Annotated in this window: 24 protein-coding genes; 11 read left to right on the top strand and 13 right to left on the bottom strand. The window is 68.2% G+C overall.

Features of this window, described 5'->3' with window-relative positions; all coding sequences use genetic code 11:
• Window positions 1-138 precede the first annotated feature (138 nt).
• Window positions 139-1,581 (top strand): CCA tRNA nucleotidyltransferase, encoded by a 1,443-nt coding sequence (locus ACZ561_RS21575; RefSeq protein ID WP_470997453.1) that lies wholly within the window; start codon window positions 139-141, stop codon window positions 1,579-1,581.
• A 74-nt stretch (window positions 1,582-1,655) separates the two neighbouring features.
• Here ACZ561_RS21575 and ACZ561_RS21570 read toward each other — a convergent pair whose 3' ends face one another.
• The 3 genes from ACZ561_RS21570 to ACZ561_RS21560 all read right to left on the bottom strand — a co-directional run bounded on the left by ACZ561_RS21570 (window position 1,656) and on the right by ACZ561_RS21560 (window position 4,814).
• Window positions 1,656-2,915, bottom strand: coding sequence for an MFS transporter (locus ACZ561_RS21570; protein WP_470997451.1), 1,260 nt, complete (start codon window positions 2,913-2,915; stop codon window positions 1,656-1,658).
• Window positions 2,916-2,992: 77 nt separating this feature from the next.
• The gene (locus ACZ561_RS21565; protein WP_470997448.1) at window positions 2,993-4,075 is read right to left on the bottom strand and encodes an inositol-3-phosphate synthase; all 1,083 of its coding nucleotides are present in this window, start codon (window positions 4,073-4,075) and stop codon (window positions 2,993-2,995) included.
• 49 nt (window positions 4,076-4,124) lie between these two features.
• Entirely contained in the window at window positions 4,125-4,814 is a 690-nt protein-coding gene (locus ACZ561_RS21560; protein ID WP_376439081.1) for a PadR family transcriptional regulator, read from the bottom strand.
• 368 nt (window positions 4,815-5,182) lie between these two features.
• Here ACZ561_RS21560 and ACZ561_RS21555 point away from each other — a divergent pair, with 368 nt between their 5' ends.
• Window positions 5,183-7,879 (top strand): transglycosylase domain-containing protein, encoded by a 2,697-nt coding sequence (locus tag ACZ561_RS21555; protein WP_470997446.1) that lies wholly within the window; start codon window positions 5,183-5,185, stop codon window positions 7,877-7,879.
• A gap of 122 nt (window positions 7,880-8,001) precedes the next feature.
• Entirely contained in the window at window positions 8,002-9,495 is a 1,494-nt protein-coding gene (locus ACZ561_RS21550) for a glycosyltransferase family 87 protein (RefSeq protein ID WP_470997444.1), read from the top strand.
• Between the two features lie 58 nt (window positions 9,496-9,553).
• Here ACZ561_RS21550 and ACZ561_RS21545 read toward each other — a convergent pair whose 3' ends face one another.
• The 3 genes from ACZ561_RS21545 to ACZ561_RS21535 form a co-directional block, all read right to left on the bottom strand.
• Window positions 9,554-10,585 (bottom strand): alanine racemase, encoded by a 1,032-nt coding sequence (locus ACZ561_RS21545; protein WP_376439089.1) that lies wholly within the window; start codon window positions 10,583-10,585, stop codon window positions 9,554-9,556.
• A gap of 85 nt (window positions 10,586-10,670) precedes the next feature.
• Window positions 10,671-11,789, bottom strand: coding sequence for a lipid II:glycine glycyltransferase FemX (locus ACZ561_RS21540; RefSeq protein WP_361435418.1), 1,119 nt, complete (start codon window positions 11,787-11,789; stop codon window positions 10,671-10,673).
• 128 nt (window positions 11,790-11,917) lie between these two features.
• Window positions 11,918-12,217, bottom strand: coding sequence for a hypothetical protein (locus ACZ561_RS21535; protein WP_376439093.1), 300 nt, complete (start codon window positions 12,215-12,217; stop codon window positions 11,918-11,920).
• 285 nt (window positions 12,218-12,502) lie between these two features.
• Here ACZ561_RS21535 and rpsF point away from each other — a divergent pair, with 285 nt between their 5' ends.
• From rpsF to rplI, 4 genes are all read left to right on the top strand, one after another.
• Window positions 12,503-12,793 carry a 30S ribosomal protein S6 gene (gene rpsF / locus ACZ561_RS21530; protein WP_004950685.1) on the top strand — a complete coding sequence of 97 codons (291 nt, stop codon included), beginning with the start codon at window positions 12,503-12,505 and terminating at the stop codon, window positions 12,791-12,793.
• Between the two features lie 74 nt (window positions 12,794-12,867).
• Window positions 12,868-13,455 (top strand): single-stranded DNA-binding protein, encoded by a 588-nt coding sequence (locus ACZ561_RS21525; protein ID WP_376439095.1) that lies wholly within the window; start codon window positions 12,868-12,870, stop codon window positions 13,453-13,455.
• Window positions 13,456-13,512: 57 nt separating this feature from the next.
• Entirely contained in the window at window positions 13,513-13,749 is a 237-nt protein-coding gene (rpsR, locus tag ACZ561_RS21520; protein WP_005315025.1) for a 30S ribosomal protein S18, read from the top strand.
• An 18-nt stretch (window positions 13,750-13,767) separates the two neighbouring features.
• Window positions 13,768-14,214 (top strand): 50S ribosomal protein L9, encoded by a 447-nt coding sequence (gene rplI / locus ACZ561_RS21515; RefSeq protein WP_356887286.1) that lies wholly within the window; start codon window positions 13,768-13,770, stop codon window positions 14,212-14,214.
• Window positions 14,215-14,286: 72 nt separating this feature from the next.
• Here the strand turns inward: rplI and ACZ561_RS21510 are convergent, their stop codons facing one another.
• Window positions 14,287-15,624 (bottom strand): MATE family efflux transporter, encoded by a 1,338-nt coding sequence (locus ACZ561_RS21510; protein ID WP_470997438.1) that lies wholly within the window; start codon window positions 15,622-15,624, stop codon window positions 14,287-14,289.
• A 425-nt stretch (window positions 15,625-16,049) separates the two neighbouring features.
• Here ACZ561_RS21510 and dnaB point away from each other — a divergent pair, with 425 nt between their 5' ends.
• Together dnaB and ACZ561_RS21500 are read left to right on the top strand one after the other, a co-directional pair.
• Window positions 16,050-17,537: a replicative DNA helicase gene (dnaB, locus tag ACZ561_RS21505; protein ID WP_376446632.1), complete on the top strand. Its 1,488-nt coding sequence runs from the start codon at window positions 16,050-16,052 to the stop codon at window positions 17,535-17,537.
• A 79-nt stretch (window positions 17,538-17,616) separates the two neighbouring features.
• Window positions 17,617-18,999, top strand: a complete 1,383-nt coding sequence (locus tag ACZ561_RS21500; RefSeq protein ID WP_470997434.1) for a serine hydrolase domain-containing protein — start codon at window positions 17,617-17,619, stop codon at window positions 18,997-18,999.
• An 89-nt stretch (window positions 19,000-19,088) separates the two neighbouring features.
• Here the strand turns inward: ACZ561_RS21500 and ACZ561_RS21495 are convergent, their stop codons facing one another.
• The 4 genes from ACZ561_RS21495 to ACZ561_RS21480 all read right to left on the bottom strand — a co-directional run bounded on the left by ACZ561_RS21495 (window position 19,089) and on the right by ACZ561_RS21480 (window position 21,505).
• The gene (locus ACZ561_RS21495; RefSeq protein ID WP_470997432.1) at window positions 19,089-19,541 is read right to left on the bottom strand and encodes a GNAT family N-acetyltransferase; all 453 of its coding nucleotides are present in this window, start codon (window positions 19,539-19,541) and stop codon (window positions 19,089-19,091) included.
• A gap of 31 nt (window positions 19,542-19,572) precedes the next feature.
• Window positions 19,573-20,031, bottom strand: a complete 459-nt coding sequence (locus ACZ561_RS21490) for a MarR family winged helix-turn-helix transcriptional regulator (RefSeq protein ID WP_470997429.1) — start codon at window positions 20,029-20,031, stop codon at window positions 19,573-19,575.
• 78 nt (window positions 20,032-20,109) lie between these two features.
• Window positions 20,110-20,973, bottom strand: a complete 864-nt coding sequence (locus ACZ561_RS21485; protein WP_470997426.1) for a GNAT family N-acetyltransferase — start codon at window positions 20,971-20,973, stop codon at window positions 20,110-20,112.
• A gap of 4 nt (window positions 20,974-20,977) precedes the next feature.
• Window positions 20,978-21,505 (bottom strand): DUF2269 domain-containing protein, encoded by a 528-nt coding sequence (locus ACZ561_RS21480; protein WP_470997423.1) that lies wholly within the window; start codon window positions 21,503-21,505, stop codon window positions 20,978-20,980.
• Window positions 21,506-21,582: 77 nt separating this feature from the next.
• Between ACZ561_RS21480 and ACZ561_RS21475 the strand changes: the two genes are divergently transcribed.
• Together ACZ561_RS21475 and ACZ561_RS21470 are read left to right on the top strand one after the other, a co-directional pair.
• The gene (locus ACZ561_RS21475; protein ID WP_470997420.1) at window positions 21,583-22,236 is read left to right on the top strand and encodes an HAD family hydrolase; all 654 of its coding nucleotides are present in this window, start codon (window positions 21,583-21,585) and stop codon (window positions 22,234-22,236) included.
• A 17-nt stretch (window positions 22,237-22,253) separates the two neighbouring features.
• Window positions 22,254-23,495, top strand: a complete 1,242-nt coding sequence (locus tag ACZ561_RS21470; protein ID WP_470997417.1) for a globin domain-containing protein — start codon at window positions 22,254-22,256, stop codon at window positions 23,493-23,495.
• Here the strand turns inward: ACZ561_RS21470 and ACZ561_RS21465 are convergent.
• Together ACZ561_RS21465 and ACZ561_RS21460 are read right to left on the bottom strand one after the other, a co-directional pair.
• Window positions 23,492-23,971, bottom strand: a complete 480-nt coding sequence (locus ACZ561_RS21465) for an NUDIX domain-containing protein (protein WP_376446419.1) — start codon at window positions 23,969-23,971, stop codon at window positions 23,492-23,494. The genes ACZ561_RS21470 and ACZ561_RS21465 overlap by 4 nt on opposite strands.
• A 35-nt stretch (window positions 23,972-24,006) precedes the next feature.
• A complete protein-coding gene (locus tag ACZ561_RS21460) occupies window positions 24,007-24,903 on the bottom strand; it encodes a LysR family transcriptional regulator (protein WP_470997413.1) in 897 nt (298 codons plus the stop codon).
• Window positions 24,904-25,062: the final 159 nt, after the last annotated feature.

The following is a 25,062-nucleotide window of genomic DNA, read 5'->3' as shown; positions in this document are numbered from 1 at the left end:
CGTTGCTGTGTCCACGCATGGTAACGAGGCACGCTGTGGCCAAGTGCCGGGGACTGCTCCAGCTGATGCGAGGAGAGGGCCGGCCCGCAGGAAAAACGGGGACGCTGCCGCGGGTCGGGGCACGTACCCTTTTCTGTTGTGCCGAACGCCAACGAAGACACCCCGACTGCACTGAGCCAGGTGCAACGCCGCGCGGTCAGTGAACTACTGCGCGTATCCCCTGTCGCCGACGACCTCGCCGTCCGTTTCCAGGAGGCAGGGTTCAGCCTCGCGCTGGTCGGCGGCTCGGTACGGGACGCGTTGCTCGGCCGGCTCGGCAATGATCTCGATTTCACCACCGATGCCCGCCCTGAGGACGTCCTGAAGATCGTCCGCCCGTGGGCGGACGCGGTCTGGGAGGTCGGGATCGCCTTCGGCACGGTCGGGTGCCAGAAGAGCGGCTACCAGATCGAGGTGACGACGTACCGCTCCGAGGCGTACGACCGGACCTCGCGTAAGCCCGAGGTGTCCTACGGCGACTCCATCGAGGAGGACCTCGTCCGGCGTGACTTCACGGTCAACGCCATGGCCGTGGCCCTCCCGGAGAAGGAGTTCATCGATCCGCACGGTGGGCTCGACGACCTTGCCGCACAGCTGCTGCGGACGCCCGGAACGCCCGAGGAGTCCTTCTCCGACGACCCGCTGCGGATGATGCGTGCGGCACGCTTCGCCGCCCAGCTCGACTTCGAGGTGGCCCCCGAGGTCGTCACGGCGATGACCGACATGGCCGGCCGACTGGAGATCGTCTCCGCCGAACGGGTCCGTGACGAGTTCAACAAGCTGCTGCTCTCCACGTACCCCCGGAAGGGCCTCGGTCTGCTGGTCGACACCGGCCTCGCCGAACACGTCCTGCCCGAGCTCCCGGCCCTGCGGCTCGAGAGCGACGAGCACCACCGGCACAAGGATGTCTACGAGCACTCCCTGACCGTCCTCGACCAGGCGATCGACCTGGAGGAGGACGGACCCGATCTCGTGCTGCGGCTGGCCGCTCTGCTACACGACATCGGCAAGCCGCGTACCCGTCGCTTCGAGAAGGACGGGCGGGTCTCGTTCCACCACCACGAGGTGGTCGGCGCGAAGATGACCAAGAAGCGGCTGACGGCGCTGAAGTACTCCAACGAGATGATCAAGGACGTCTCGCGCCTGGTGGAGCTCCATCTCCGCTTCCACGGCTATGGAACCGGTGAGTGGACCGACTCCGCGGTCCGTCGCTATGTGCGCGATGCCGGCCCGCTGCTCTCGCGGCTGCACAAGCTGACCCGGTCGGATTGCACGACGCGGAACAAGCGCAAGGCCGGAGCGCTCTCGCGCGCCTATGACGGTCTGGAGGAGCGGATCGCGCAGCTCCAGGAACAGGAGGAGCTGGACTCGATCCGTCCCGACCTGGACGGCAATCAGATCCAGGAGATCCTGGGTATCCGGCCCGGGCCGGCCGTCGGGCAGGCGTACAAGTTCCTGCTGGAGCTGCGTCTGGAGAACGGACCGATGGAGCACGAGGCGGCGGTCGCAGCGCTCAAGGAGTGGTGGGCGACCCAGGGCTGAGCCGGGTCCGTCGATGTTTCACGTGAAACATCGACGGAGCGGGGATCCGGAGGGGTGATGTTTCACGTGAAACATCACCCCTCTTTCCGTCGGTGCAGCAGCATCGCGGCGGTGGCCGCATAGACCACGGCCACCAACATGACGAGCGGGGCGGACCGGCCGTCCGGCGGGAGCATCAGCGCCGCGACGGCGGCTGCACCGACGAAGGCGACGTTGAAGAGGACGTCGTAGAGCGAGAAGACTCGCCCGCGGTAGGCGTCGTCCACCGACGTCTGCACCACCGTGTCTGTTGCGATCTTGGCTCCCTGCGTGGTGAGCCCGAGGACGAACGCCGCGATCAGCAGCGGAGTCTGAGCGAAGGGCAGCCCCAGCGCGGGCACCAGAACGGCGGCAGAAGCCGCACACAGGGCCATCCACCCGAAGGCGCCGAGCTGCCCCATCGCCCAGGGCGAGACGACGGCGGCCGCGAAGAAGCCGGCGCCCGAGATACCGACGGCCAGTCCCAGCAGCGCCAGCCCCTCGGACTCCGTGGTGCTCCAGGCATAGCGGCAGAGCATCAGCACGGCCACCGTCAGCCCGCCGTAGCAGAAGCGCATCAACGTCATCGCCGCCAGCGCACGAGCCGCGGGACGCCGCTCGGCCAGATGGCGCAGCCCGTCCATGAGGCCGCGGGCCGTCGAAGCCAGCGCGGCACCGAGCCGGGGCTGGACCATGTCCGGGTCGGGGCCGAGGAGCTCGCGAGGCATCCGCAGGGAGGCGAGGGCGGCGCAGAGATAGAGGAGAGCGCCCAGGACCACGACCGCGGCGTCGGAGTCCTCGGAGATCAGGCGTACCCCGAAAGCCAGACCTCCTCCCACCGTCGCCGCTACGGTGCCGGCGGTCGGCGAGAGGGAGTTGGCCACGACCAGCCGTTCGGCGTCGACGACCCGGGGCAGTGCGGCGGAGAGGCCTGCGAGGACGAAGCGGTTGACGGCGGTCACCGAGAGGGCCGAGGCGTAGAAGAGCCAATCGGGCACGGAGGCCAGCATCAGTACGGCCGTTCCGCAGGCGAGGAGCGTTCGCAGCAGATTCCCGTAGAGGAAGACCTGGCGTCGCTGCCAGCGGTCCAGGAGGACTCCGGCGAAGGGGCCGACGAGGGAGTACGGGAGCAGGAGCACGGCCATGGCCGAGGCGATGGCGGCAGGAGAGGCCTGCTTCTCGGGGGAGAAGACGACGTACGTGGCCAGCGCCACCTGGTAGACGCCGTCGGCGCACTGCGAGAGCAGGCGGACGGCCAGAAGGCGGCGGAAGTTCGTCAGGCGCAGGAGTACGCGCAGATCACGTACGACGGACATGGCAGCAAGACTCACATACGAAGAGGGCCCCCGGGCGAAAGACCGGGGACCCTCGATCGATGAACTCGATCGGCGTCTTAGCGCTCGACCTCGCCCTTGATGAACTTCTCGACGTTGGCGAAGGCCTCGTCGTCGAAGTACTGCACCGGCGGGGACTTCATGAAGTACGAGGACGCCGAGAGGATCGGGCCACCGATGCCCCGGTCCTTGGCGATCTTCGCGGCGCGCAGGGCGTCGATGATGACACCGGCCGAGTTCGGGGAGTCCCACACCTCGAGCTTGTACTCCAGGTTCAGCGGAACGTCACCGAAGGCGCGACCCTCCAGGCGGACGTACGCCCACTTGCGGTCGTCCAGCCAGGCCACGTAGTCCGACGGACCGATGTGGACGTTCTTCTCGCCCAGCTCACGGTCGGGGATCTGCGAGGTGACGGCCTGCGTCTTCGAGATCTTCTTGGACTCGAGGCGGTCGCGCTCGAGCATGTTCTTGAAGTCCATGTTGCCGCCGACGTTGAGCTGCATGGTGCGCTCAAGACGGACACCGCGGTCCTCGAACAGCTTCGCCATCACGCGGTGCGTGATGGTGGCGCCGACCTGGGACTTGATGTCGTCACCGACGATCGGGACACCGGCCTCGGTGAACTTGTCCGCCCACTCCTTGGTGCCGGCGATGAAGACCGGAAGAGCGTTGACGAACGCGACCTTGGCGTCGATGGCGCACTGCGCGTAGAACTTCGCGGCGTCCTCGGAGCCCACGGGCAGGTAGCAGACGAGCACGTCGACCTGCTTGTCCTTGAGGACCTGGACGACGTCCACGGGAGCCTCGGCGGACTCCTCGATGGTCATGCGGTAGTACTTGCCGAGGCCGTCGAGGGTGTGGCCGCGCTGGACCGTGACGCCCGTGTTCGGGACGTCGCAGATCTTGATGGTGTTGTTCTCGCTGGCGCCGATGGCGTCGGAGAGGTCGAGACCGACCTTCTTGGCGTCGACGTCGAACGCGGCGACGAACTCGACGTCACCGACGTGGTAGTCGCCGAACTGGACGTGCATCAGGCCGGGCACCTTGGCCGCCGGGTCGGCGTCCTTGTAGTACTCGACGCCCTGCACCAGTGAGGCGGCGCAGTTGCCCACGCCGACGATGGCTACGCGAACCGAACCCATTTCCGGTTGCTCCCTGTGTGATCGTGGAAGCCCTGCGGGATGCAGGGTTTCACTTGGCGGTGTCGTCGGACGGATCCGGCCGGGTACTGCCCCCGTGCCGGGGCAGGCCGCCCGTTTCTCCAGAATCGTTGTCGTGCCGAGCGGCGCCCTCGGGGGCGTCGGGGCCGGATCGCTGATCCCGCCCCGCCCGCTCGCTCTCGATGAGCTCGTTCAGCCAGCGCACTTCGCGCTCCACGGACTCCATACCGTGGCGCTGCAGCTCAAGCGTGTAGTCGTCGAGGCGCTCGCGTGTACGGGCGAGAGAGGCGCGCATCTTCTCCAGACGCTCCTCCAGCCGACTGCGGCGTCCTTCCAGTACTCGCATCCGCACCTCGCGCTCGGTCTGACCGAAGAAGGCGAAGCGGGCGGCGAAGTGTTCGTCCTCCCAGGTGTCCGGGCCGGTGTGGGAAAGGAGCTCTTCGAAGTGCTCCTTACCTTCGCCCGTCAACCGATAGACGATCTTGGCGCGGCGCCCTGCGAGTGAAGCGGCGAGAGCGTCCTCGGGAGCGCTTCCCGGCTCCTCGATCAACCAGCCGTTGGCGACCAGCGTCTTGAGGCAGGGATAGAGGGTCCCGTAGCTGAAGGCACGGAAGATGCCCAGCGAGGTGTTGAGCCGCTTGCGCAGCTCGTACCCGTGCATGGGTGCTTCTCGGAGCAGGCCGAGGACGGCGAACTCGAGGATTCCCGAGCGTCTGCTCATCCGCCGCCTCCTCCGCCTTCAGGGCCCTTATGCCGCACTGATGTATCGACTCGATACATCATGACGATAGAACGGCCGCTCTCCTGCGACAAGTGGGGCCACAGTGACCGGCATCACATCGTCAATTCACAGCAATTGAGTTGCCTGATTTGGGGTGAACTTCGCCGCTAGGCAGGTTTTGACCGTGCGTAGTCTGTGCGGCATGCAGAGCACCGGGAACCGAGCGACGCCGCCGGGCGTCAGTGATGCGGGTGACCGGCTGCGGTACGGAGGAGTCTTCGATGAGGCTCGGCCGTCCGTATTTCGGGGGGACCGGAACTCAACTGCCGCTTCCAGGCGTACGCGCCTGCCCGAGGAGTAGTCGTTCGATGAGCGAGCACCGTCGCAAAATGCCGCAGTCGCAGCCGCCGAGTGGCGGCCGTGCGGCGGCCCGACGCGCTGCCCAGCAGCCCACGGGCCGCAGGTCAGCCCAGTCGCGGGACGTGAGTACGGGATCCCCTTCGTCAGGGTACGAAGAGGAGCGAACCTACGGAGGGCGGGCCGAGGCCCGTCGCGCGGCACAGCGCGGCGGCAGCCGTCGGCGTTCCCCCGACGGAGGCGGTGCCGGCGGTGCCGGCGGCGGCCGGCGCGGTGGTGGCGGCGGAGGCCAGGGCGGTCCGGGCCGCGGCCGTGGCGGGGACCGCCCGCCGGGCAAGAAGCGGATGATCGACTACCCGCGGTACGGCAAGTACGGCTGGCGTCGCTGGATGCCCTCGTGGAAGCTCGTCACCGGCCTCTGCCTGGTGTTCTTCGGCGGCATGATGGGTGCGGCGACGATCGCGTACTCGCAGGTGGTGATCCCCGAGCCGGCCGACGCCGCCACGGCGCAGAACAACGTCTACTACTGGGCCGACGGCTCTCAGATGGCCGCGACCGGTGGTGAGGTCAACCGCCAGATCATCGGGATCGAGAAGATCCCGAAGCACATGCAGGACGCGGTGATCTCGGCCGAGAACAAGACGTTCGAGAAGGACTCGGGCATCGACCCGATGGGTATCGGCCGTGCCGTCTGGAACATGGCCAAGGGCGGGCAGACCCAGGGTGGCTCGACCATCACCCAGCAGTTCGTGAAGAACAACATGCTCAACGACCAGTCGCAGACCCTGACGCGAAAGGTCCAGGAGCTCTTCATCTCCATAAAGGTCGGCGCCGAGATGGAGAAGCCCGACATCATGGCGGGCTATCTGAACACCGCGTACTACGGTCGCGGTGCCTACGGCATCCAGGCCGCGGCCCGGACGTACTTCAACAAGGACGCAGACAAGCTCAACGTCAGCGAGTCCGCCTTCCTCGCCTCCCTGCTCAAGGGTGCGACCTACTACGACCCGGCGGGTTCCACCGACATCGACCCGAGGGCGACGCCGCAGGCGAACCTGAAGCGGGCCACCGAGCGCTGGGACTGGATCCTCAACGAGATGGTCAAGGACGGCCGCCTCAAGCCGGAGGAAATGGCGAAGTACCCGACGTTCCCCAAGGTGCAGCCGCCGAAGAAGAGCGCCCAGCTGACCGGCCAGATCGGCTATCTGGTGAGCACGGCCAAGGCCAACTTCATCAACAACCATCCGGGCATGGACGTGAAGAAGCTCGCCGAGGGCGGATACGAGATCTACACGACCTTCGACAAGAAGAAGGTCAAGGCTCTCGAGGACGCCGTCACGAAGATCTACGACGGGTACATCGACCCGAAGAAGCGACCGAAGACGGACACCCACGTCCAGTTCGGCGGTGCGTCGGTCGACCCCAAGGACGGTGCGATCGTCGCCATCTACGGCGGCACCGACGCCACCAAGCACTTCACCAACAACGCGGACGAGACCGGCGCCAAGGTCGGATCGACCTTCAAGCCCTTCGTTCTCGCGGCGGCCATGACCGACGGTGTGCGCGACCCCAAGGACCCCTCCGTCCGGACCGTGGTCGACCCCGACAAGACCTTCTACAGCGGCGTGGACGACTACAAGGTCAAGAACTACGACGGCTCGGTCTGGCGGGACGAGAACGGGAAGCCGTGGCTCCAGAACAACGATGAGAACTCGAGCGTCAAGAAGGCCGATCTCCGGCTGGCGATGATCAAGTCCCTCAACTCGCCCTTCGTGCAGCTCGGCATGGACGTCGGCATCGACAATGTCCGCCAGGCCGCCAAGAAGGCGGGTCTCCTGGAGACCTCGCTGGTGAAGGGCGAGGTGCCGTCGTTCTCGCTCGGTATCTCCTCGCCGAGCGCGATCCGGATGGCCGGTTCCTACGCGACCTTCGCGAACAACGGTGAGCAGAACGACCCGTACTCCGTGAAGGAAGTGAAGGAGAAGGGCGAGGTCATCTACAAGCACGAGGCCAAGCCGGAGCGTGCCTTCTCCACCGCCGTGGCCAGCAACATCACTGATGTCCTCACGGACGTCGTCGAGAAGGGCACCGGTAAGAAGGCCAAGCTGGACGACCGGAAGGCCGCCGGCAAGACCGGTACGACCGACGGCAACGAGTCGGCGTGGTTCGTGGGCTACACCCCGCAGCTGTCGACGGCGATCGACATGTACCGCTTCGACGACGACGAGACCAAGCAGGGCCGCAAGTTCGAGGAGATGTACGGCACGGGTGACCAGCCGAAGATCCACGGTTCCTCGTTCCCGTCCCAGATCTGGCACAACTACATGACCGCCGCGCACAAGGGCGTCGAGGTCAAGTCCTTCCCGGAGCCGGAGGACCTGGATGTCGACCCGGTCTTCGGTGGCGGTCTGACCAGCCCCACGCCGACGCCCTCGCAGACACCTTCCGAGACGCCCTCCTCCACCCCGTCGCAGACCCCTTCGACGAGGCCCAGCAACTCGCCGAAGCCTGGCAAGACCTGTGATGTCTGGGACTGGCCGTGCGACGACAACGGCGGGCAGGACGGTGGCGCCACCTCGGGCAACGACAACGGCGGGGCCTCCGACGGCGGTGCGACCTCGACGCCGTCGTCACCCACGCCGACCGCCACCGACGACAGCGGTGGAGGCAGGCCGAACGGTGGAACCTGGGGGCTGAGCGGCGGCTGATCCGCCCGCCGGCCCCGCCCGGCACGGCCCTGAGGGCCGCCGTACCCGACACGTACCCCAGGTGCGTGGCCGGGCACGGCGGCCCTCACCGTTTCCCGGGGACGTACGGCAGGATGTCCCCCATGCCGAGCCTCCACAAGACGAGTCCGTCTCAGGACCGCCCGCAGGACCCGCCGGTGGTGTGCCCCACCCAGCGCGACGAGGTCGCGGCGGCGGGCAGTGAACTGATCGGCGGGCCGATCGGCCGCCGGGCGCTGCTCGGTACCAGTGCCCTCACCCCTGTGCGGGTGATCGCACTGGTGGCCATCGGGATGTTTGCCCTCGGGATGGTGCAGAAGATCCCGTGTTACGACTGGGCATGGTTCCGGGGCACCACGTCCCAGTACACCCACGCCTGCTACTCCGACATCCCGCACCTCTTCGCGGGGCGCGGGTTCGCCGAAGGCATGGTGCCGTACTTCGACCGCCTGAACAGCGACATAGAGTTCCTGGAGTACCCGGTCCTGACCGGTCTGTTCATGCAGGTCGCGGCCTGGCTCACGCCGGGCGGCAGCGACTTGATGCACCGTGAGCAGGTCTTCTGGATGGTCAACGCGGCCATGCTCATGGTCTGCGCCGCCGTCATGGCCGTCTGTGTCGCCCGAACTCACCGTCGCCGGCCCTGGGACGCCCTGCTCGTCGCCCTGGCCCCCGCGTTCGCACTCACCGCCACCGTCAACTGGGATCTGCTGGCCGTCGCGCTGACCTGCGCCGCGATCCTGATGTGGTCACGAGGCCGTCCGCTCGCGTTCGGCATCCTGATCGGCCTCGCGACGGCCGCCAAGTTCTATCCGGCCCTGCTCCTCGGCCCGCTGCTGCTGCTGTGCTGGCGGGCCTGGCGGTGGCGGGAGTACGGGGCGGCGCTGCTCGGTGCGGCGGGGGCCTGGCTCGTGGTGAATCTGCCGATCATGCTGCTCGCGCCCGAGGGGTGGAAGCAGTTCTACACCTTCAGCACCGACCGGAACGTCGACTTCGGGTCGTTCTGGCTGCTGATCAGCCAGCGCAGTGGTGAGCCGATCACGCCGAGTACGGCGAACACGTTCGCGATCCTGCTGATGCTGCTCGCCTGCGCGGGTCTCGGTGTCCTGACGCTCACGGCACCCCGCCGGCCCCGCTTCGTCCAGCTCGCGTTCCTGGTCGTGGCCGCGTTTGTGCTGACGAACAAGGTGTACTCGCCGCAGTACGTCCTGTGGCTCATTCCGCTGGCCGCGCTGGCCCGGCCGCGCTGGCGCGACTTCCTGATCTGGCAGGCCTGCGAGGTCATGTACTTCCTCGGTATCTGGATGTACCTGGCCTTCACCATGAGCGGCAACAAGCAGGGCCTGCCGACGGACGGCTACCACTTCGCCGTCGTCCTGCACATCCTCGGCACGCTCTACCTGTGCGCCGTGATCGTGCGGGACATCCTGGCGCCGGAGCGGGACGCGGTACGGCAGGACGGCTCGGACGACCCCTCAGGGGGTGTCCTGGACGGCGCTGAGGACGTCTTCGTACGGGGCAGGGCCGCTCACCCGGCGCGGCACGCGGCCATGGCCGTGGACGGCCCACGGGTGGAGTGGGGAGTTCCGCGGGAGTAGCGGGGGACTCGCGCGGGCTCCAGCGGCCTCCCGGGGGCGCCTGGGGGCTGCTGGAGGCTCAGCGCTCGACGAGACGGTCGAACTGCGTGGTGGTGTGCCGCAGGTGGGCCACCAGCTCGTCGCCGACCTTCGGCTCCTGGGCGTCGGCCGGGACGAACAGGATCGACACCTGCATGTGCGGCGGCTCGGCGAACCAGCGCTGCTTGCCGGCCCAGACGAACGGCGAAAGGTTCCGGTTGACGGTCGCGAGGCCGGCACGGGCCACGCCCTTGGCGCGCGGCATGACACCGTGCATCGCCTTGGGGGCCTCCAGGCCCACTCCGTGCGAGGTTCCGCCTGCGACGACCACCAGCCAGCCGTCGGAGGCGGCCTTCTGCTGGCGGTAGCCGAAGCGGTCGCCCTTGGAGACGCGGGTGACGTCCAGGACGGCGCCCCGGTACTCGGTCGCCTCGTGGTCGCCCAGCCAGAGCCGGGTGCCGATCCGGGCGCGGAACCGGGTCTGCGGGAACTGCTGCTGGAGCCTGGCCTGCTCCTCGGCCCGCAGATGGCTCACGAACATGGTGTGCAGCGGCAGCCTGGCGGCCCGCAGGCGGTCCATCCAGGCGATGACCTCCTCGACCGCGTCGGTGCCGTCGGTGCGGTCCAGGGGCAGGTGGAGCGCGAAGCCCTCGAGCCGTACGTCCTCGATGGCGGCGTGCAGCCGGCCGAGGTCCTCCTCGAGGATGCCGTGGCGCTTCATCGAGCTCATGCACTCGATGACGACCCGTGCACCCACGAGGGCGTGCACGCCGTCCACGGACGACACGGAGCGAATCACCCGGTCCGGCAGCGGCACCGGCTCCTCGCCCCGCCGGAACGGGGTGAGGACGAGCAGGTCGCCGCCGAACCAGTCCTTGATCTTGGCGGCCTCGTACGTGGTGCCGACGGCCAGCATGTCCGAGCCGAAGCGCGCCGCCTCGTCGGCCAGCCGCTCATGGCCGAATCCGTAGCCGTTCCCCTTGCAGACCGGGATCAGTCCGGGGAACTGGTCGATCACGGACTTCTGGTGCGCCCGCCAGCGAGCGGTGTCGACGTAGAGGGAGAGCGCCATGGTCGGCCCGGAACCTTTCTGATGGCTGCGGTGTATCAAAGGTATGTACGAGACCTACGAGATTACGTACGAGACTACGCAACCGTCAGCGGCGCGACATGTAGATGTCGAGCGCCTTGTGCAGGAGCTTGTTGAGCGGGAAGTCCCATTCGCCGACGTACTCCACCGCTTCGCCGCCCGTGCCGACCTTGAACTGGATCAGGCCGAAGAGGTGGTCGGTCTCGTCGAGCGAGTCCGAGATGCCCCGCAGGTCGTAGACGGTCGCGCCCATCGCGTAGGCGTCGCGCAGCATCCGCCACTGCATCGCGTTCGAGGGCCGGACCTCGCGGCCGATGTTGTCCGATGCTCCGTACGAGTACCAGACGTGCCCGCCGACCACGAGCATGGTGGCCGCGGACAGGTTCACCCCGTTGTGGCGGGCGAAGTACAGCCGCATGCGATTGGGGTCCTCGTTGTTGAGGACGGTCCACATGCGCTGGAAGTACGAGAGCGGGCGCGGGCGGAAGTGGTCGCGGACGGCCGTGATCTCGTACAGCCGCTGCCACTCGGCGAGGTCCTCGTAGCCGCCCTGGACCACCTCGACGCCGGCCTTGTCGGCCTTCTTGATGTTGCGGCGCCACAGCTGGTTGAAGCCCTTGAGGACATCGTCGAGGGAGCGGTTCGCGAGGGGCACCTGGAAGACGTAGCGGGGCTGGACGTCGCCGAAGCCGGCGCCGCCGTCCTCGCCCTGCTGCCAGCCCATCTTCCGCAGTCGGTCGGCGACTTCGAAGGCACGCGGCTCGATGTGCGAGGCCTCGACGTCCTTCAGACGCTTCACGTCCGGGTCCTGGATACCGGACTTGATGGCGGCGGAGTCCCAACGCCGGATGACGACCGGCGGGCCCATCTTCACGGAGAAGGCGCCCTGCTGCTTGAGATGCGCGAGCATCGGCTGCAGCCAGTCGTCGAGGTTGGGGGCGTACCAGTTGATGACCGGGCCCTCGGGCAGATAGGCCAGGTAGCGCTTGATCTTCGGCAGCTGGCGGTAGAGGACGAGGCCCGCGCCGACGAGTTCACCGGACTTGTCGAACCAACCCAGGTTCTCCGAGCGCCACTCGGTCTTCACATCAGCCCACGCCGGGACCTGGCAGTGGCTCGCCGCGGGCTGGCTCTGGATGAATGCCAGATGCTGCTCACGGCTGATGGTCCTCAGGGTCAGGCTCATGCGGGGCGCTCCTCGGCAGGTGTGTCCCCATCGGTCAGGGGCTCCGGCTCTCGCGCCGAAGCCTACTGTGACCGGGGAGCGCCCCGATTGTGCGTGTGTCCCTTGGCCGGTGGCCGGCCCGAGATGGCTCAGGCGAGGCCTCCGTAGAACATGCCGAGATAGAAGCCGACGGCCGAGGCACCGAGCCCGACGATCAAGGCGAAGCGTTCCCTCGTGGTCACCGAGATGAACTGTCCGAACGCGCCCGTCCCGATCCCGATCAGTCCTGCCCAAGAAGCCAGAACGTGGAGGTCGTGGAACTGGGCGGTGATGAAGGAGAGGACTCCGAGGAAGAGAGTCACCCCGACCAGCGTGTCCTGGAGCGGGTGGGGCTTGCCGTCGGTGGCGAGAAGGGAATGTCCGGGGTCGGGTCGCATTGCCTGTGCCATGGGGCACCTCCTGGCGTGGCTTCCGGGAAGGCGGCGCATCCTAGCGCCGCCGACATCCGCTGTGTACAGATTGCGTCCCCTCACCACCGGATTTCAACCGGAAGCCGGTGTGCAGGTAGTCTGTACGGTCTGCACCGGTGTCTGCCCAGGTCCATCCAGGGCCCCGACGGCCTCCTCGCTCGCCGAGGGGGATTGTCAGTGGCGGCCGATACCGTTGCTTACGCATCACGACCCTCCTGCCACGGAACGACCGTGGCCGCTGAGTCCAAAGGAGGTGGGTTCCACATGCGTCACTACGAGGTGATGGTCATCCTCGACCCCGATCTCGAGGAGCGCGCTGTCTCCCCGCTGATCGAGAACTTCCTTTCTGTCGTCCGTGAGGGCAACGGAAAGGTCGAGAAGGTCGACACCTGGGGCCGTCGTCGTCTCGCCTACGAGATCAAGAAGAAGCCCGAGGGCATCTACTCGGTCATCGACCTGCAGGCCGAGCCTGCGGTCGTCAAGGAGCTCGACCGCCAGATGAACCTGAACGAGTCGGTCCTCCGGACCAAGGTCCTCCGTCCCGAGACCCACTGAGCACCTAGCTCAGAGGTCATCGGGTTCGAGTAGCAGTAAGCAGCCAGAAGCAATCCCGCCGAGAGGTTCACCCAATGGCAGGCGAGACCGTCATCACGGTCGTCGGCAATCTTGTCGACGACCCCGAGCTGCGCTTCACCCCGTCCGGTGCGGCGGTCGCGAAGTTCCGTATCGCGTCCACCCCCCGCACCTTCGACCGTCAGACCAATGAGTGGAAGGACGGCGAGAGCCTGTTCCTGACCTGCTCGGTCTGGCGTCAGGCGGCGGAGAACGTCGCCGAGTCGCTCCAGCGAGGCATGCGCGTTGTCGTGCAGGGCCGGCTGAAGCAGCGGTCCTATGAGGACCGCGAGGGCGTCAAGCGCACGGTCTACGAGCTGGACGTCGAGGAAGTCGGCCCCAGCCTCAAGAACGCCACGGCCAAGGTCACCAAGACCACGGGTCGCGGTGGCCAGGGTGGCTACGGCGGCGGTGGCGGCCAGCAGCAGGGCGGCGGCAGCTGGGGCGGAAGCTCCGGTGGTGGCCAGCAGGGTGGTGGCGGTGCTCCCGCCGACGACCCGTGGGCGACCAGCGCGCCGGCCGGTGGCGGCCAGCAGCAGGGCGGCGGAGGCGGCTGGGGTGGAAACTCCAGCGGCGGCGGCTACTCGGACGAGCCTCCCTTCTAGGGCACTCCCCTGGAAGAAGCTCGTACCCAAACTTCTTGATCACACAGGAGAAACACCATGGCGAAGCCGCCTGTGCGCAAGCCTAAGAAGAAGGTCTGCGCGTTCTGCAAGGACAAGACCGCGTACGTGGACTACAAGGACACGAACATGCTGCGGAAGTTCATTTCCGACCGCGGCAAGATCCGTGCCCGCCGCGTCACCGGCAACTGCACGCAGCACCAGCGTGACGTCGCCACGGCCGTGAAGAACAGCCGTGAGATGGCGCTGCTGCCCTACACGTCCACCGCGCGATAAGGGAAGGGTGACCAACTAATGAAGATCATCCTGACCCACGAGGTCTCTGGCCTCGGTGCCGCCGGCGATGTCGTCGACGTCAAGGACGGTTACGCTCGCAACTACCTGGTCCCGCGTGGTTTCGCGATCCGCTGGACCAAGGGTGGCGAGAAGGACGTGGCGCAGATCCGCCGCGCCCGCAAGATCCACGAGATCGCGACCATCGAGCAGGCCAACGAGGTCAAGGCCCAGCTCGAGGGCGTGAAGGTGCGTCTGGCCGTTCGCTCCGGCGACGCCGGCCGCCTCTTCGGCTCCGTGACCCCGGCCGACATCGCCACGGCGATCAAGTCCGCGGGTGGCCCCGACGTCGACAAGCGTCGCGTCGAGCTCGGTTCGCCGATCAAGACCCTGGGCTCGCACCAGGTGTCCGTGCGTCTGCACCCCGAGGTTGCCGCGAAGCTCGGCGTCGAGGTTGTCGCCGCGTAACGCTGCTCTCAGCAGTACGGAAGGGCCGCACCCCTCGGGGTGCGGCCCTTCCGCCGTTTCACGTGAAACACGTCAGCGGGTGGCTCCTGTGACGATCCACCGCCCGGAGCGGGATCGCAGCCAGAGCGTCAGCATCCGGACGGTCATCATGAGCGTCATTGCCCACCACAGAGCCGTCAGTCCACCGCCCAGGGTGGGGACCAGGAGTGCGACCGGGGCGAAGACGGCCAGGGTGAGCAGCATGGCCCACGCCAGATAGGGGCCGTCGCCCGCGCCCATCAGGACGCCGTCGAGCACGAAGACCACTCCGGAGATCGGCTGGGACACGGCGACGACCAGCAGGGCGGGGAGCAGGGTGTCCTGGACCGTGGCGTCGCTGGTGAAGAGGGGAATGAAGAGCGGGCGGGCGACGATGATCAGTGCGCCCAGCACGATGCCGGAGACCACACCCCACTGCACCATGCGCCGGCAGACCTGTCGTGCGCCCTCGGCATCGTCGGCGCCGAGATACCGGCCGATGATGGCCTGTCCCGCGATGGCGATCGCGTCGAGAGCGAAGGCCATCAGGCTCCACAGGGCCAGGATGATCTGATGGGCGGCGACCTCGGTGTCGCCCATACGGGCCGCGACGGCCGTGGCGATCATCAGGACCGCTCGCAGGGAGAGCGTGCGGACGAGGAGCGGGACGCCCGCTTGTGCGCTGGCGCGTATGCCGCCCGCGTCCGGACGCAAGGAGGCGCCATGGCGTCTGGCGCCTCGGACGACCACGACAAGATAGGCGACGGCCATGCCGCACTGTGCGATCACTGTGCCCCATGCGGAGCCGGCGATGCCCATGCCGGCGCCGTACACGAGGCCCACGTTGAGGAGTGCGTTGGCCGCGAAGCCGCCGATGGCCACGTACAGCGGTGTACGGGTGTCCTGGAGGCCGCGTAGGACACCCGTGGCGGCCAGGACGACGAGCATGGCGGGGATGCCGAGGCTGGAGATCCGCAGATAGGTGATGGCGTACGGGGCGGCGGTGTCCGAGGCGCCGAAGAGGTCGATCAGCCAGGGGGCCGTGGGCAGCGTGAGTGCGACGACGGCTCCACCCAGGAGGAGCGCGAGCCAGATGCCGTCCATGCCTTGGCGAATGGCGGCCTTGAGGTCGCCGGCTCCTACGCGGCGGGCGACGGCGGCCGTGGTGGCGTAGGCGAGGAAGACGAAGACGCTCACGGCGGTGGCGAGCAGGGCCGCCGCGATGGCCAGACCGGCGAGTTGCGGCGTGCCGAGATGGCCGACAATGGCGCTGTCGACCATGAGGAAGAGCGGCTCGGCGACGAGCGCGCCGAAGGCCGGGAAGGCGAGCGAGATGATCTCTCGGTCGTGCTGCCGGCGGGCGGCCTTGGGGGTCGGGGGAGCCTGGGTCATGGATGCCAATCTAATCTTCCACAGGTAAGAGATGCAACGTAGTTGGGATCCTTACAAGTGTGGTGCTCCGGCCTTCGACTGTGCGCCGTTTGTTCTGATCTTGATCCGGAGGGGAAAGTTTTTCTCCCCCACAGCCCGTGGATGGAAAAAGGCCAGGTCAGGGCTGTGGGTCGGGGGTGGTTATGAGTTTGTCCACATGGCTGTCCCCCGGTCCGTGCACAGGTTCTGCGGAGTTCTCCACAGCATCTGGTCGTTCACCCACAGGCCCTGTGGATAACCAGATTGGCTGACGGTGCCCGCGGGCCTACCGTGGTCCGGCGCCCGACGCGCCAGAAGCGGAGTCAAAGCCTCTTGTTTGTCCGAGCCGTGGCGTAAGAAAGATTGGCACGGCTAGGTCCGCGGAGCGGACGGGATGAGGTGGCTTGATGAGCATTCCTGAGCCCCTGGACGACCCCTGGGCCGACAGCGGACCGAGTGACCGGCTGCCTGTCGCACGACCCCGCGGCGAGGGCCGTGCGCGCGGACGGGGCCGGGAGGACCAGCACGACCGCGGCAGCGACAGCGGCCCGTGGGACAGCGGCCTCTCCGGCTTCGAGCGGGTGCCCCCGCAGGACCTCGACGCCGAGCAGTCCGTGCTCGGCGGCATGTTGCTCTCCAAGGACGCCATCGCGGACGTCGTGGAGATCATCAAGGGTCACGACTTCTACAAGCCGGCCCACGAGACGGTCTACGCGGCCATCCTCGACCTGTACGCCAAGGGCGAGCCCGCCGACCCGATCACGGTCGGCGCCGAGCTCACCAAGCGCGGCGAGATCACCCGCGTCGGCGGTGCCTCGTATCTGCACACCCTCGTCCAGTCGGTGCCGACCGCGGCCAACGCCGCGTACTACGCGGAGATCGTCCACGAGCGTGCTGTGCTGCGACGGCTCGTGGAGGCCGGCACCAAGATCACGCAGATGGGATACGCGGCCGACGGCGACGTCGACGAGATCGTGAACTCGGCCCAGGCCGAGATCTACGCGGTCACCGAGCAGCGCACCACCGAGGACTATCTGCCGCTCGGCGACATCATGGAGGGTGCGCTCGACGAGATCGAGGCGATCGGCTCCCGCAGCGGCGAGATGACCGGTGTGCCGACCGGCTTCACCGACCTCGACCAGCTCACCAACGGACTGCACCCGGGCCAGATGATCATCATCGCGGCCCGTCCCGCCATGGGTAAGTCGACTCTCGCCCTGGACTTCGCCCGGGCCTGCTCCATCAAGCACAACCTGCCGAGCGTCATCTTCTCCCTCGAAATGGGCCGCAACGAGATCGCGATGCGCCTTCTCTCGGCGGAAGCCCGGGTCGCGCTGCACCACATGCGCTCCGGCACCATGACGGACGAGGACTGGACCCGGTTGGCCCGCAGGATGCCGGACGTCTCGCAGGCCCCGCTCTACATCGACGACTCCCCGAACCTGTCCATGATGGAGATCCGCGCCAAGTGCCGTCGGCTCAAGCAGCGCGCCGGCCTGAAGCTCGTGGTCATCGACTACCTCCAGCTGATGCAGTCGGGCGGTTCCAAGCGGTCCGAGAGCCGGCAGCAGGAGGTTTCGGACATGTCGCGAAACCTGAAGCTTCTGGCGAAGGAGCTCGAGCTGCCGGTGATCGCGCTCTCGCAGCTGAACCGTGGCCCCGAGCAGCGCACCGACAAGAAGCCGATGGTCTCCGACCTGCGTGAATCCGGCTCCATCGAGCAGGACGCGGACATGGTGATCCTGCTGCACCGCGAGGACGCGTACGAGAAGGAGTCGCCGCGCGCGGGCGAGGCGGACATCATCGTGGGCAAGCACCGTAACGGCCCCACGGCAACGATCACCGTGGCCTTCCAGGGCCACTACTCCCGCTTTGTCGACATGGCTCAGACCTGATCGGGAGTTCGACGGGCTGAGTGTCCGCCCCGCGTGAAATGTGGTCGACTCCGGTGGGGGGACGGCGTTGGATCGGGGCATGACCTCACCCTTCGACGTTCTGCTTCCCAGCACCGAACGAGCCCTGCTGCACCGCGTTGCCGTCGCCCAGTCCGAGGGGAGGTCGCCCTCTCTCGTCGGGGCGGTGGCCCGCGACGGCGTGATGGTGTGGAGCGGCTCGCGCACCTGTGTCGACGGCCATGCCCCGGATGCTGATACGCAGTACCGGATCGGCTCCCTCACCAAGGTGTTCACCGCGGTCCTGGTGATGCGGCTCCGGGACGAGGGACTGCTGGATCTGAACGACCCGTTGGACAAGCACCTTTCGGGTACGGGCGTGGGCGATGTGACCATCGCCCAGCTCCTTGGGCACAGCGCCGGGCTCGCGGCCGAGACACCTGCGCCGTGGTGGGAGCGGACCCCCGGGACCGTCCGGCCGGAGCTGTCCGATGTCCTCGGCGACGAGCCCCGGGTCCACCCGGTGGGGCGCCTCCACCACTACTCCAACCCCGGTTACACACTGCTCGGTTCGCTGGTCGAGGCGGTGCGTGGAGTGTCCTGGGAGGAGGCGCTGAGCGGTGAGATCCTGGAGCCTCTGGGGCTGTCGCGTACGAGCGCGCAGCCGGTGGCTCCCCATGCGGGTGGCTGGGCCGTGCACCCCTGGGCCGATGTGATGCTGCCCGAACCGTCCGAGGATCTGGGGGTGATGGCGCCGGCCGGGCAGCTCTGGTCGACGGCCGAGGACCTCTGCCGCTTCGCCGGCTTCCTTGCCCAGGGCGACGACCGGGTGCTCAGCGCGGCTTCCGTCGCGGAGATGCGTACGCCGGCTGCGGCGCCGGGAGCCGGTGAATGGGAGGGCGGCTACGGCCTCGGTATCCAACTGCTGCGCAAGGACGGCCGGACGCTGATCGGGCACACCGGCTCGCTGCCCGGTTTCGTCGCGTGTCTCTGGGTGAGCGTGGAGGACGGGGTGGCGGCGGTGGCGCTCGCCAACGCCACCTCGGGGCCGCTGATTTCGGTGGTGGCCGCCGATCTCGTACGGATCGTCGCAGATGCCGAGCCCAGGATCCCCGAGCCGTGGCGGCCCTTGCCCGCGGCCGAGGTCGACCCGGAGCTGCTGGAGCTCACGGGCCCCTGGTACTGGGGAACGACCGCGTACGGGCTCCGCTTGGGCTCCGACCGGAGTGTGGTCCTCGAACCGCTGCGCGGGGCCGGCCGGCGGGCGACCTTCCGGGCGCTGCCGGACGGTGGGTGGATCGGGCTGAACGGCTACTACGCGGGGGAGAAGCTGCGTGTGGTGCGGCGGGCGGACGGCTCGGTGAGCCACCTTGATCTGGCGTCCTTCGTCTTCACCCGGGAGCCTTACGAGCAGGGTGGCGCGGTGCCCGGCGGGGTCGACGAGGCGGGCTGGCGCGGCCTCTGATCCGGTGTTTCACGTGAAACAGGACGCCGGGGGTGTGCCCTCGGCGTCCTGTCCGGTCGTGCGGCCGTGATGGCGGCCCGGAGGCACCCTCAGAGGCTGAGTTTGAAGCCCAGATGCGAGGCCTCGAACCCCAGGCGCTCGTAGAAGCGGTGGGCGTCCGTGCGCGTGGCGTCGGAGGTCAGCTGCACCAACTGGCAGTTCTGGCGTCGGGACTCCTCGACGGCCCATTCGATGAGCCGGGTGCCCAGACCGCTGCCGCGCTCCTCCGTGTGGATGCGGACGCCTTCGATGATGGACCGTGTGGAACCGCGCCGGGAGAGCCCGGGAGTGATCGTGAGTTGAAGGGTGCCGACGACCTTGGTGCCACGCGTGGCCACGACCAGATGCTGGTTCGGGTCCTGTGCCAGTCGCTCGAAGGCCGCGGTGTACGGGGTGAGGTCGTCCGGGGACTCGCGCTGGGCGCCCAGGGGGTCGTCGGCGAGCATCGCGACGATGTCCGGGAGATCGTCGGCGGTGGCGGGCCGTATCTCAAGATCGCTCATGGGGCGCAGACTACGCCCGGGGCCGTTCCGGCTAGGCCGGGACCCACATCCCTTCGACGACGCGGACCAGGGGAGTCAGCTCCGGGTCCTTCGCGGCCTCGTCGAGCGCCTCGCGCAGCGCCCCGTCATTGGTGGGCCGTGCCTCTTCGAGCAGCGCGATGCCGGCTTCGGTGACATCGGTGTAGATACCGCGTCGGTCAGTGGCGCAGAGGTAGCGCGTGAGCAGGCCACGGTCCTCGAGGCGGGTCACCAGGCGCGTGGTGGCGCTCTGGCTGAGTACGACGGCGTCCGCGACCTGCTTCATCTGGAGATGCCCGCCCGGCCCGCTGTGCTGGCGGCTGAGGACGTCCAGCAGCGAGTACTCGCGCATGCTCAGGCCGTGGTTGGCCTCCAGTGCGCGCTCGATGTGGGATTCGATCCTGCCGTGCAGCAACGACAGGGCGCACCAGCCCTGGGAGAGGGCGGTGAGGGCGGGGTCGGTCGCGGTCATGATCTCTCCTCTGTCCGGAGCTGCTTCTCCCAGAGTAGACGATGACTGCAATAGCCCGCGTATGCAATTACTTGGTCCTTATCCCGCTGCCACGGTGAGAGGGGCGAATCGTCGGCGCCAGTCGCCCGGGAGCCCGTCCAGCGAGCGCACCATGACCGCGTTGAACGCGATCGGGGCGAGGCCGTTCACCTTGAGCCAGCGCAGCAGCGACTCATGGCGTACATCGATGTCCGTGCGCAGAGGGCGGTCCGTGGCGGTGGCCAAGGAGGCGACGAGGGCCTGCGCGGTCGCCGTGTCCCGGGCGATCAGGGGGCCGATGACCTGGGTGTGCATGTTCGGCCAGGCCGCGGCGAAACCGGTGATCTCTCCGTCGGTCTCGGTGACGCGGAGCTGGTCGGCGAAAGCCGGCAGGCGGGTGATCATGTGGGTGCGGTCCAGGCCGAAGATCTCCGTGTCCAGACGCAGGATCGCCTGGAGGTCCTCCGCCGTGGCGGGGCGGGTCGGGATGTTCGGGGCCGGTTCCGTCGGAGTGAAGCGGCCCATGACCATCTCCGCGCGGCCTGTCTGGACGAAGCCCAGCTGCTCGTAGAGAGGCTGTCCGTTCGAGGTGGCATGGAGTGTGATCGGAGTGTCCCCGGCCTCCTCCAGCACATGGAGCATGAGCCGGCGCCCCACACCCCGGCGGGCGTACCGCTCGGCGACCAGCACCATGCCGATCGCGGCCAGCCCCGGCCCGTACGAGGTGACCACGCAGGCTGTGACCAGCCCCTTGCCCTCCGGGTCGTCGATGCCGTAACCGGTCCCGGCGGTGAGTAGAAGGCCCCACTTGTGTTCCTCGCGGGGCCAGCCCCGGTCCTCGGAGAGATCGGCGCAGGCGTTGAGGTCGTCCGCGGTGAGGCGTCGGATGGGGAGCTGGTCGAGCGGGGTGCGCGAGGTCGGCATGGGCTCAGGCTGTCCGACGTACTGATCGTCCGTCCACCGCTTTAGGTGAACTCGCTCCGGCTCGCAGACGGCGGCCCCTTCGCGTCAGCCCCCACGGCTTCAGGATCGAGACCGCCGTCATGAAGAGATAGGCCGTCGTCGACGCCGTCGGCGCCGCCACCAGGCTGATGTCCGGTACCCCGGCCGCCGCCGCGTGCTCGATCTCCGGGCGCAGGGCGAAGACGGTCGCGGCCGCGGTGGCCATGGTGATCCAGAACTTGATCCAGACCCAGCGATACCGGGCGAGACCCCAGGGCGTGCCCAGCGACAGCACCAGCCCACTCACCAGAGTCCCCACGGCGACCGGAGCCAGGAGCCAGTCGGCGAAGACCTTCATCCCGCGGTACGAGGCCTCGGTGAGGGTGGGATCACCGGTCGTCCAGGCCGTGATCCCGAGCGTCAGCAGCCCCACGCTGAGCCCGAGCCAGGCCACGGAGACGGCGACGTGGAGGACGAGAAGAGCCCGCCGAGCGGGACGCTTGAGATGTTTCACGTGAAACACCGTCCCGCCCGGCCCCCTCGTCCCGCGTCTGACCGTCGGAGTAACCGCACGTACTAGCCTCGGCGTACATGACGACTTTCCAGGGCCGAGGCAGGCTTCATCTCTTCGATCTCGACGGCACCCTGATCCGAGGGTCGGCCGCGGCCGTGGAGATCTCCCGGCAGTTGGGGCTCAGCGAGGAGATCGCCGCCCTGGAGCAGGGGTTTCTGCTGCATGGACTGACACCGGACGAGTTCGCCGTCCAGGCCCGCGAGCTCTGGTCCGCCCTCACCTCGGAGCAGGTCACCGCTGCCTTCGAAGGGGCGCCCTGGCTGGCTGGTATTCGTGAGGTCTGGGCGGACATTCGCGCTCAGGGAGGCCGCTGCGCGGTCATCTCGCTCTCGCCGGACTTCTTCGTCGAGCGCCTTCTCGACTGGGGCGTGGACTCGGCCCATGGTTCGCAATGGCCGCCGGTTCCGTTCACGGCGCCCGTCCACCGCCCCGGGATCCTCAACGCCGCGGCCAAGGTGAGCATCGCCCGGCGACTCTGCGCGGAGTACGGGATCGGAATCGAGGACTGCGTCGCCTACGGCGACTCGATGTCCGACGCGGAGCTCTTCGCCGTCGTCCCGGTGACGGTGGCGGTGAACGCGGACCGTCATCTGGCCGGACTCTCCCGCCATGCCTACGCGGGAGGCGACCTGCGAGAGGCGTACGAACTGGTCCGAAACAGCGCAGCCTAGCCCCACTCCCGGGGCTAATGCCCAGGAATTCCGCTTTCTGTCCGAACCGGTGGTCGAACCTGCCAAGCTGCGGCGACAAGAGCCGCTTGCGCGAGGCGAGGCACACGATGGAAGAGGCCGTACACGACGACGGTGAAGCACCCCGGATAGCTCCGGGACCGTCCCCCGACGCGCTCCTCATACGCCGCACCCTGGCCGAGATCGCTCCCGCCGCCGACAAGGTGACCTCGTACTTCTACGCGTTGCTCTTCGTCCGCCACCCCGAGCTGCGTGCCATGTTCCCCGCGGCGATGGACACCCAGCGCGACCGCCTCCTCAAGGCTCTGCTGACAGCGGTCGAGCACCTGGACAACGCCCCAGTACTCCACGAGTACCTCCGGAACCTGGGCCGCGGACACCGCAAGTACGGAACCCGGCCCACGCACTACCCGGCCGTCGGCGAGGCCCTGATCGGCGCGTTGATCCGGTACGCCACCCTGACCTGGAACGAGGAGACCGAGGCCGCCTGGGTGCGGACGTACACGACGATCTCGCAGATCATGATCGACGCGGCCGACGAGAACGAGGGGCACGCTCCCGCCTGGTGGCAGGCGGAGGTCGTCTCGCACGATCTACGGACCCCGGACATCGCGGTGATCACACTGCGGCCCGACCAGCCGTACACCTTCCTCGCCGGCCAGTACACGACGCTGGAGACCCCCTGGTGGCCGCGCGTATGGCGGCACTACTCCTTCGCCTCGGCGCCCCGGCCCGACGGGCTGCTCTCCCTCCACGTCAAGGCGGTCCCGGCCGGCTGGGTCTCCAACGCCCTGGTGCACCACGCGCGACCCGGCGACGTCCTGCGCCTCGGCCCGCCGGCCGGCTCGATGACGGTCGACCACTCCACGGACAACGGACTGCTGTGCCTGGGCGGCGGCACGGGGATCGCGCCCATCAAGGCGCTGGTCGAGGATGTCGCCGAGCACGGGGACCGGCGCCCCGTGGAGGTGTTCTACGGCGCACGCAGCGGCCATGACCTGTACGACATCGACACGATGATGCGGCTCCAGCAGACGTATCCCTGGCTGTCGGTGCGCCCGGTCACCGAGGACCAGGCCCAGCTGCCGGACGCGGTGCGCCAGTACGGCCCGTGGAACGAGTACGAGGCTTATCTGTCGGGCCCGCCCGGCATGATCCGGCGCGGGGTGGACACCCTGCGGGGGATCGGTATCCCCGCAGAGCGGATCCGCCACGACCTCCTGACAGAACTCGCGTCCTAGCCCAGGTCGGGGGCGTGCATCGCGCGGACGCCCTCGATGTTGCCGTCCAGGTAGTGACGCAGGGACAGCGGTACGAGATGGACGGCGGCGATCCCGACCCGGCTGAACGGCACCCGGACGATCTCGTACTCGCCGCACGGTTCCTCGATCTCGGGGCCGTGACGCAGCGAGGTGTCCATGGACTCGAGCCGGCAGACGAAGAAGTGCTGGACCTTCACTCCGGAGACACCGCCGTCGACGATGTGCTCGACGGTGTCGACGAAGCAGGGGACCACATCGGTGATCTTGGCGCCGAGCTCTTCGTGCACCTCGCGGTGCAGGGCCTCGACGACGGTGGTGTCCGAGGGCTCGACCCCGCCGCCCGGCGTCAGCCAGTACGGATCCATCCCCGGCTTCGTGCGCTTGATGAGGATGAGGTCGTTTCCATCGAGCAGGATGGCGCGTGCGGTGCGCTTGACCACAGGACGTTCGGTCATGGGAAGAAAATGGCCCGCCAGGGGCGTCCTGAAACTCACCAGTCCGTGGAGGCCCGCAGAAGCCAGTCGTGGGCCCGCGCGATGTGCGGCAGCGCGAGGGTGCCGGCCCGGACGATCAGGAAGTACGTCCGCAGCGGGGGAACCGGCGGATCGAGCAGCGCCACGAGACGCCCCTGCTCCAGGGCGTCCTCGCACAGATAGCGGGGCAGCACGGCAAGGCCGGCCCCGGCGGCCGCCGATTCCAGGACGGCCCGTAGATCGGGCGCTATGACGGTGGCCGCCGCGGCCGGCTTGGTCTCGAACACGGCCGCCCAGTAGCGGGAGACGAACGGCAGCGACTCGTGCACCTCCACCACCGGCAGCTGTTCCAGGACGACGGCGCCCTTGCGCAGCAGCACCTCGGGCGCGAGCCGAGCGGCCCACCGCGGGGCGGCGACCAGCACGTGCTCCTCGTCGCAGAGCGGAGTGGAGGTGAGCAGGCCGCCGCGCGGGCGGGCTGCGGCGATGGCCAGATCATGGTGGCCCGCGGCGAGGCCGTCGAGGATCTCCTCGGTGTTCCCCGCGAAGGTGGCCCGCACGGCCAGCCCCTGGGCGACGAGCGGAGTGAGGGCGGGCAGGGCACGCGTCGAGGTGAACTCGGGGGGCCCGGCGAGGTGGAGCGTGCGAACGCCGCTCTCCTCGTCGACGCCGGTCTCCGCGATCTCGACGAGCGCGTCCAGATGAGGGGCTGCGCGGTGGGCGAGCTCGTCGCCGATGGTGGTGGGGGTGACACCACGGGCCTGTCGGAGGAAGAGCGGGCGCCCCAGTTGCCGTTCCAGGGTGCGGATCTGGCTGGTGACCGCGGGCTGCGAGAGTCCGAGGAGTGCCGCGGCGCGGGTGAAGGAGCCGGCCCGGTGCACCGTGACGAATGTGCGCAGCAGGGCGAGATCCATGTCCGCCCCCTCCCGGCCGTGTGGCCGTTCGACTCAGGCGGTCGGCTGACGGCGCCCTCGGGACCGTCCAACTATAAATAAGTCGATAGGTCTCTGTCGCTACCGTGATTGGACACTGACGCAGAGTCAACTAGCCTTGGTCAGGCGGTTCTCCGCGCG

The sequence above is a fragment of the Streptomyces sp. NPDC039609 genome (assembly GCF_055596705.1).
Note: the sequence above shows the minus strand (reverse complement) of the source record. Positions and strands in the feature narration are given on the sequence as shown.

Bases quoted from the DNA above. Each gene is read 5' to 3' on its own strand.
- ACZ561_RS21570 (WP_470997451.1), bottom strand. From the start codon at position 2,915: ATGTCCGTCGTACGTGATCTGCGCGTACTCCTGCGCCTGACGAACTTC.
- ACZ561_RS21565 (WP_470997448.1), bottom strand. From the start codon at position 4,075: ATGGGTTCGGTTCGCGTAGCCATCGTCGGCGTGGGCAACTGCGCCGCC.
- ACZ561_RS21560 (WP_376439081.1), bottom strand. From the start codon at position 4,814: ATGAGCAGACGCTCGGGAATCCTCGAGTTCGCCGTCCTCGGCCTGCTC.
- ACZ561_RS21555 (WP_470997446.1), top strand. From the start codon at position 5,183: ATGAGCGAGCACCGTCGCAAAATGCCGCAGTCGCAGCCGCCGAGTGGC.
- ACZ561_RS21550 (WP_470997444.1), top strand. From the start codon at position 8,002: ATGCCGAGCCTCCACAAGACGAGTCCGTCTCAGGACCGCCCGCAGGAC.
- ACZ561_RS21545 (WP_376439089.1), bottom strand. From the start codon at position 10,585: ATGGCGCTCTCCCTCTACGTCGACACCGCTCGCTGGCGGGCGCACCAG.
- ACZ561_RS21540 (WP_361435418.1), bottom strand. From the start codon at position 11,789: ATGAGCCTGACCCTGAGGACCATCAGCCGTGAGCAGCATCTGGCATTC.
- ACZ561_RS21535 (WP_376439093.1), bottom strand. From the start codon at position 12,217: ATGGCACAGGCAATGCGACCCGACCCCGGACATTCCCTTCTCGCCACC.
- rpsF (WP_004950685.1), top strand. From the start codon at position 12,503: ATGCGTCACTACGAGGTGATGGTCATCCTCGACCCCGATCTCGAGGAG.
- ACZ561_RS21525 (WP_376439095.1), top strand. From the start codon at position 12,868: ATGGCAGGCGAGACCGTCATCACGGTCGTCGGCAATCTTGTCGACGAC.
- rpsR (WP_005315025.1), top strand. From the start codon at position 13,513: ATGGCGAAGCCGCCTGTGCGCAAGCCTAAGAAGAAGGTCTGCGCGTTC.
- rplI (WP_356887286.1), top strand. From the start codon at position 13,768: ATGAAGATCATCCTGACCCACGAGGTCTCTGGCCTCGGTGCCGCCGGC.
- ACZ561_RS21510 (WP_470997438.1), bottom strand. From the start codon at position 15,624: ATGACCCAGGCTCCCCCGACCCCCAAGGCCGCCCGCCGGCAGCACGAC.
- dnaB (WP_376446632.1), top strand. From the start codon at position 16,050: ATGAGCATTCCTGAGCCCCTGGACGACCCCTGGGCCGACAGCGGACCG.
- ACZ561_RS21500 (WP_470997434.1), top strand. From the start codon at position 17,617: ATGACCTCACCCTTCGACGTTCTGCTTCCCAGCACCGAACGAGCCCTG.
- ACZ561_RS21495 (WP_470997432.1), bottom strand. From the start codon at position 19,541: ATGAGCGATCTTGAGATACGGCCCGCCACCGCCGACGATCTCCCGGAC.
- ACZ561_RS21490 (WP_470997429.1), bottom strand. From the start codon at position 20,031: ATGACCGCGACCGACCCCGCCCTCACCGCCCTCTCCCAGGGCTGGTGC.
- ACZ561_RS21485 (WP_470997426.1), bottom strand. From the start codon at position 20,973: ATGCCGACCTCGCGCACCCCGCTCGACCAGCTCCCCATCCGACGCCTC.
- ACZ561_RS21475 (WP_470997420.1), top strand. From the start codon at position 21,583: ATGACGACTTTCCAGGGCCGAGGCAGGCTTCATCTCTTCGATCTCGAC.
- ACZ561_RS21470 (WP_470997417.1), top strand. From the start codon at position 22,254: ATGCCCAGGAATTCCGCTTTCTGTCCGAACCGGTGGTCGAACCTGCCA.
- ACZ561_RS21465 (WP_376446419.1), bottom strand. From the start codon at position 23,971: ATGACCGAACGTCCTGTGGTCAAGCGCACCGCACGCGCCATCCTGCTC.
- ACZ561_RS21460 (WP_470997413.1), bottom strand. From the start codon at position 24,903: ATGGATCTCGCCCTGCTGCGCACATTCGTCACGGTGCACCGGGCCGGC.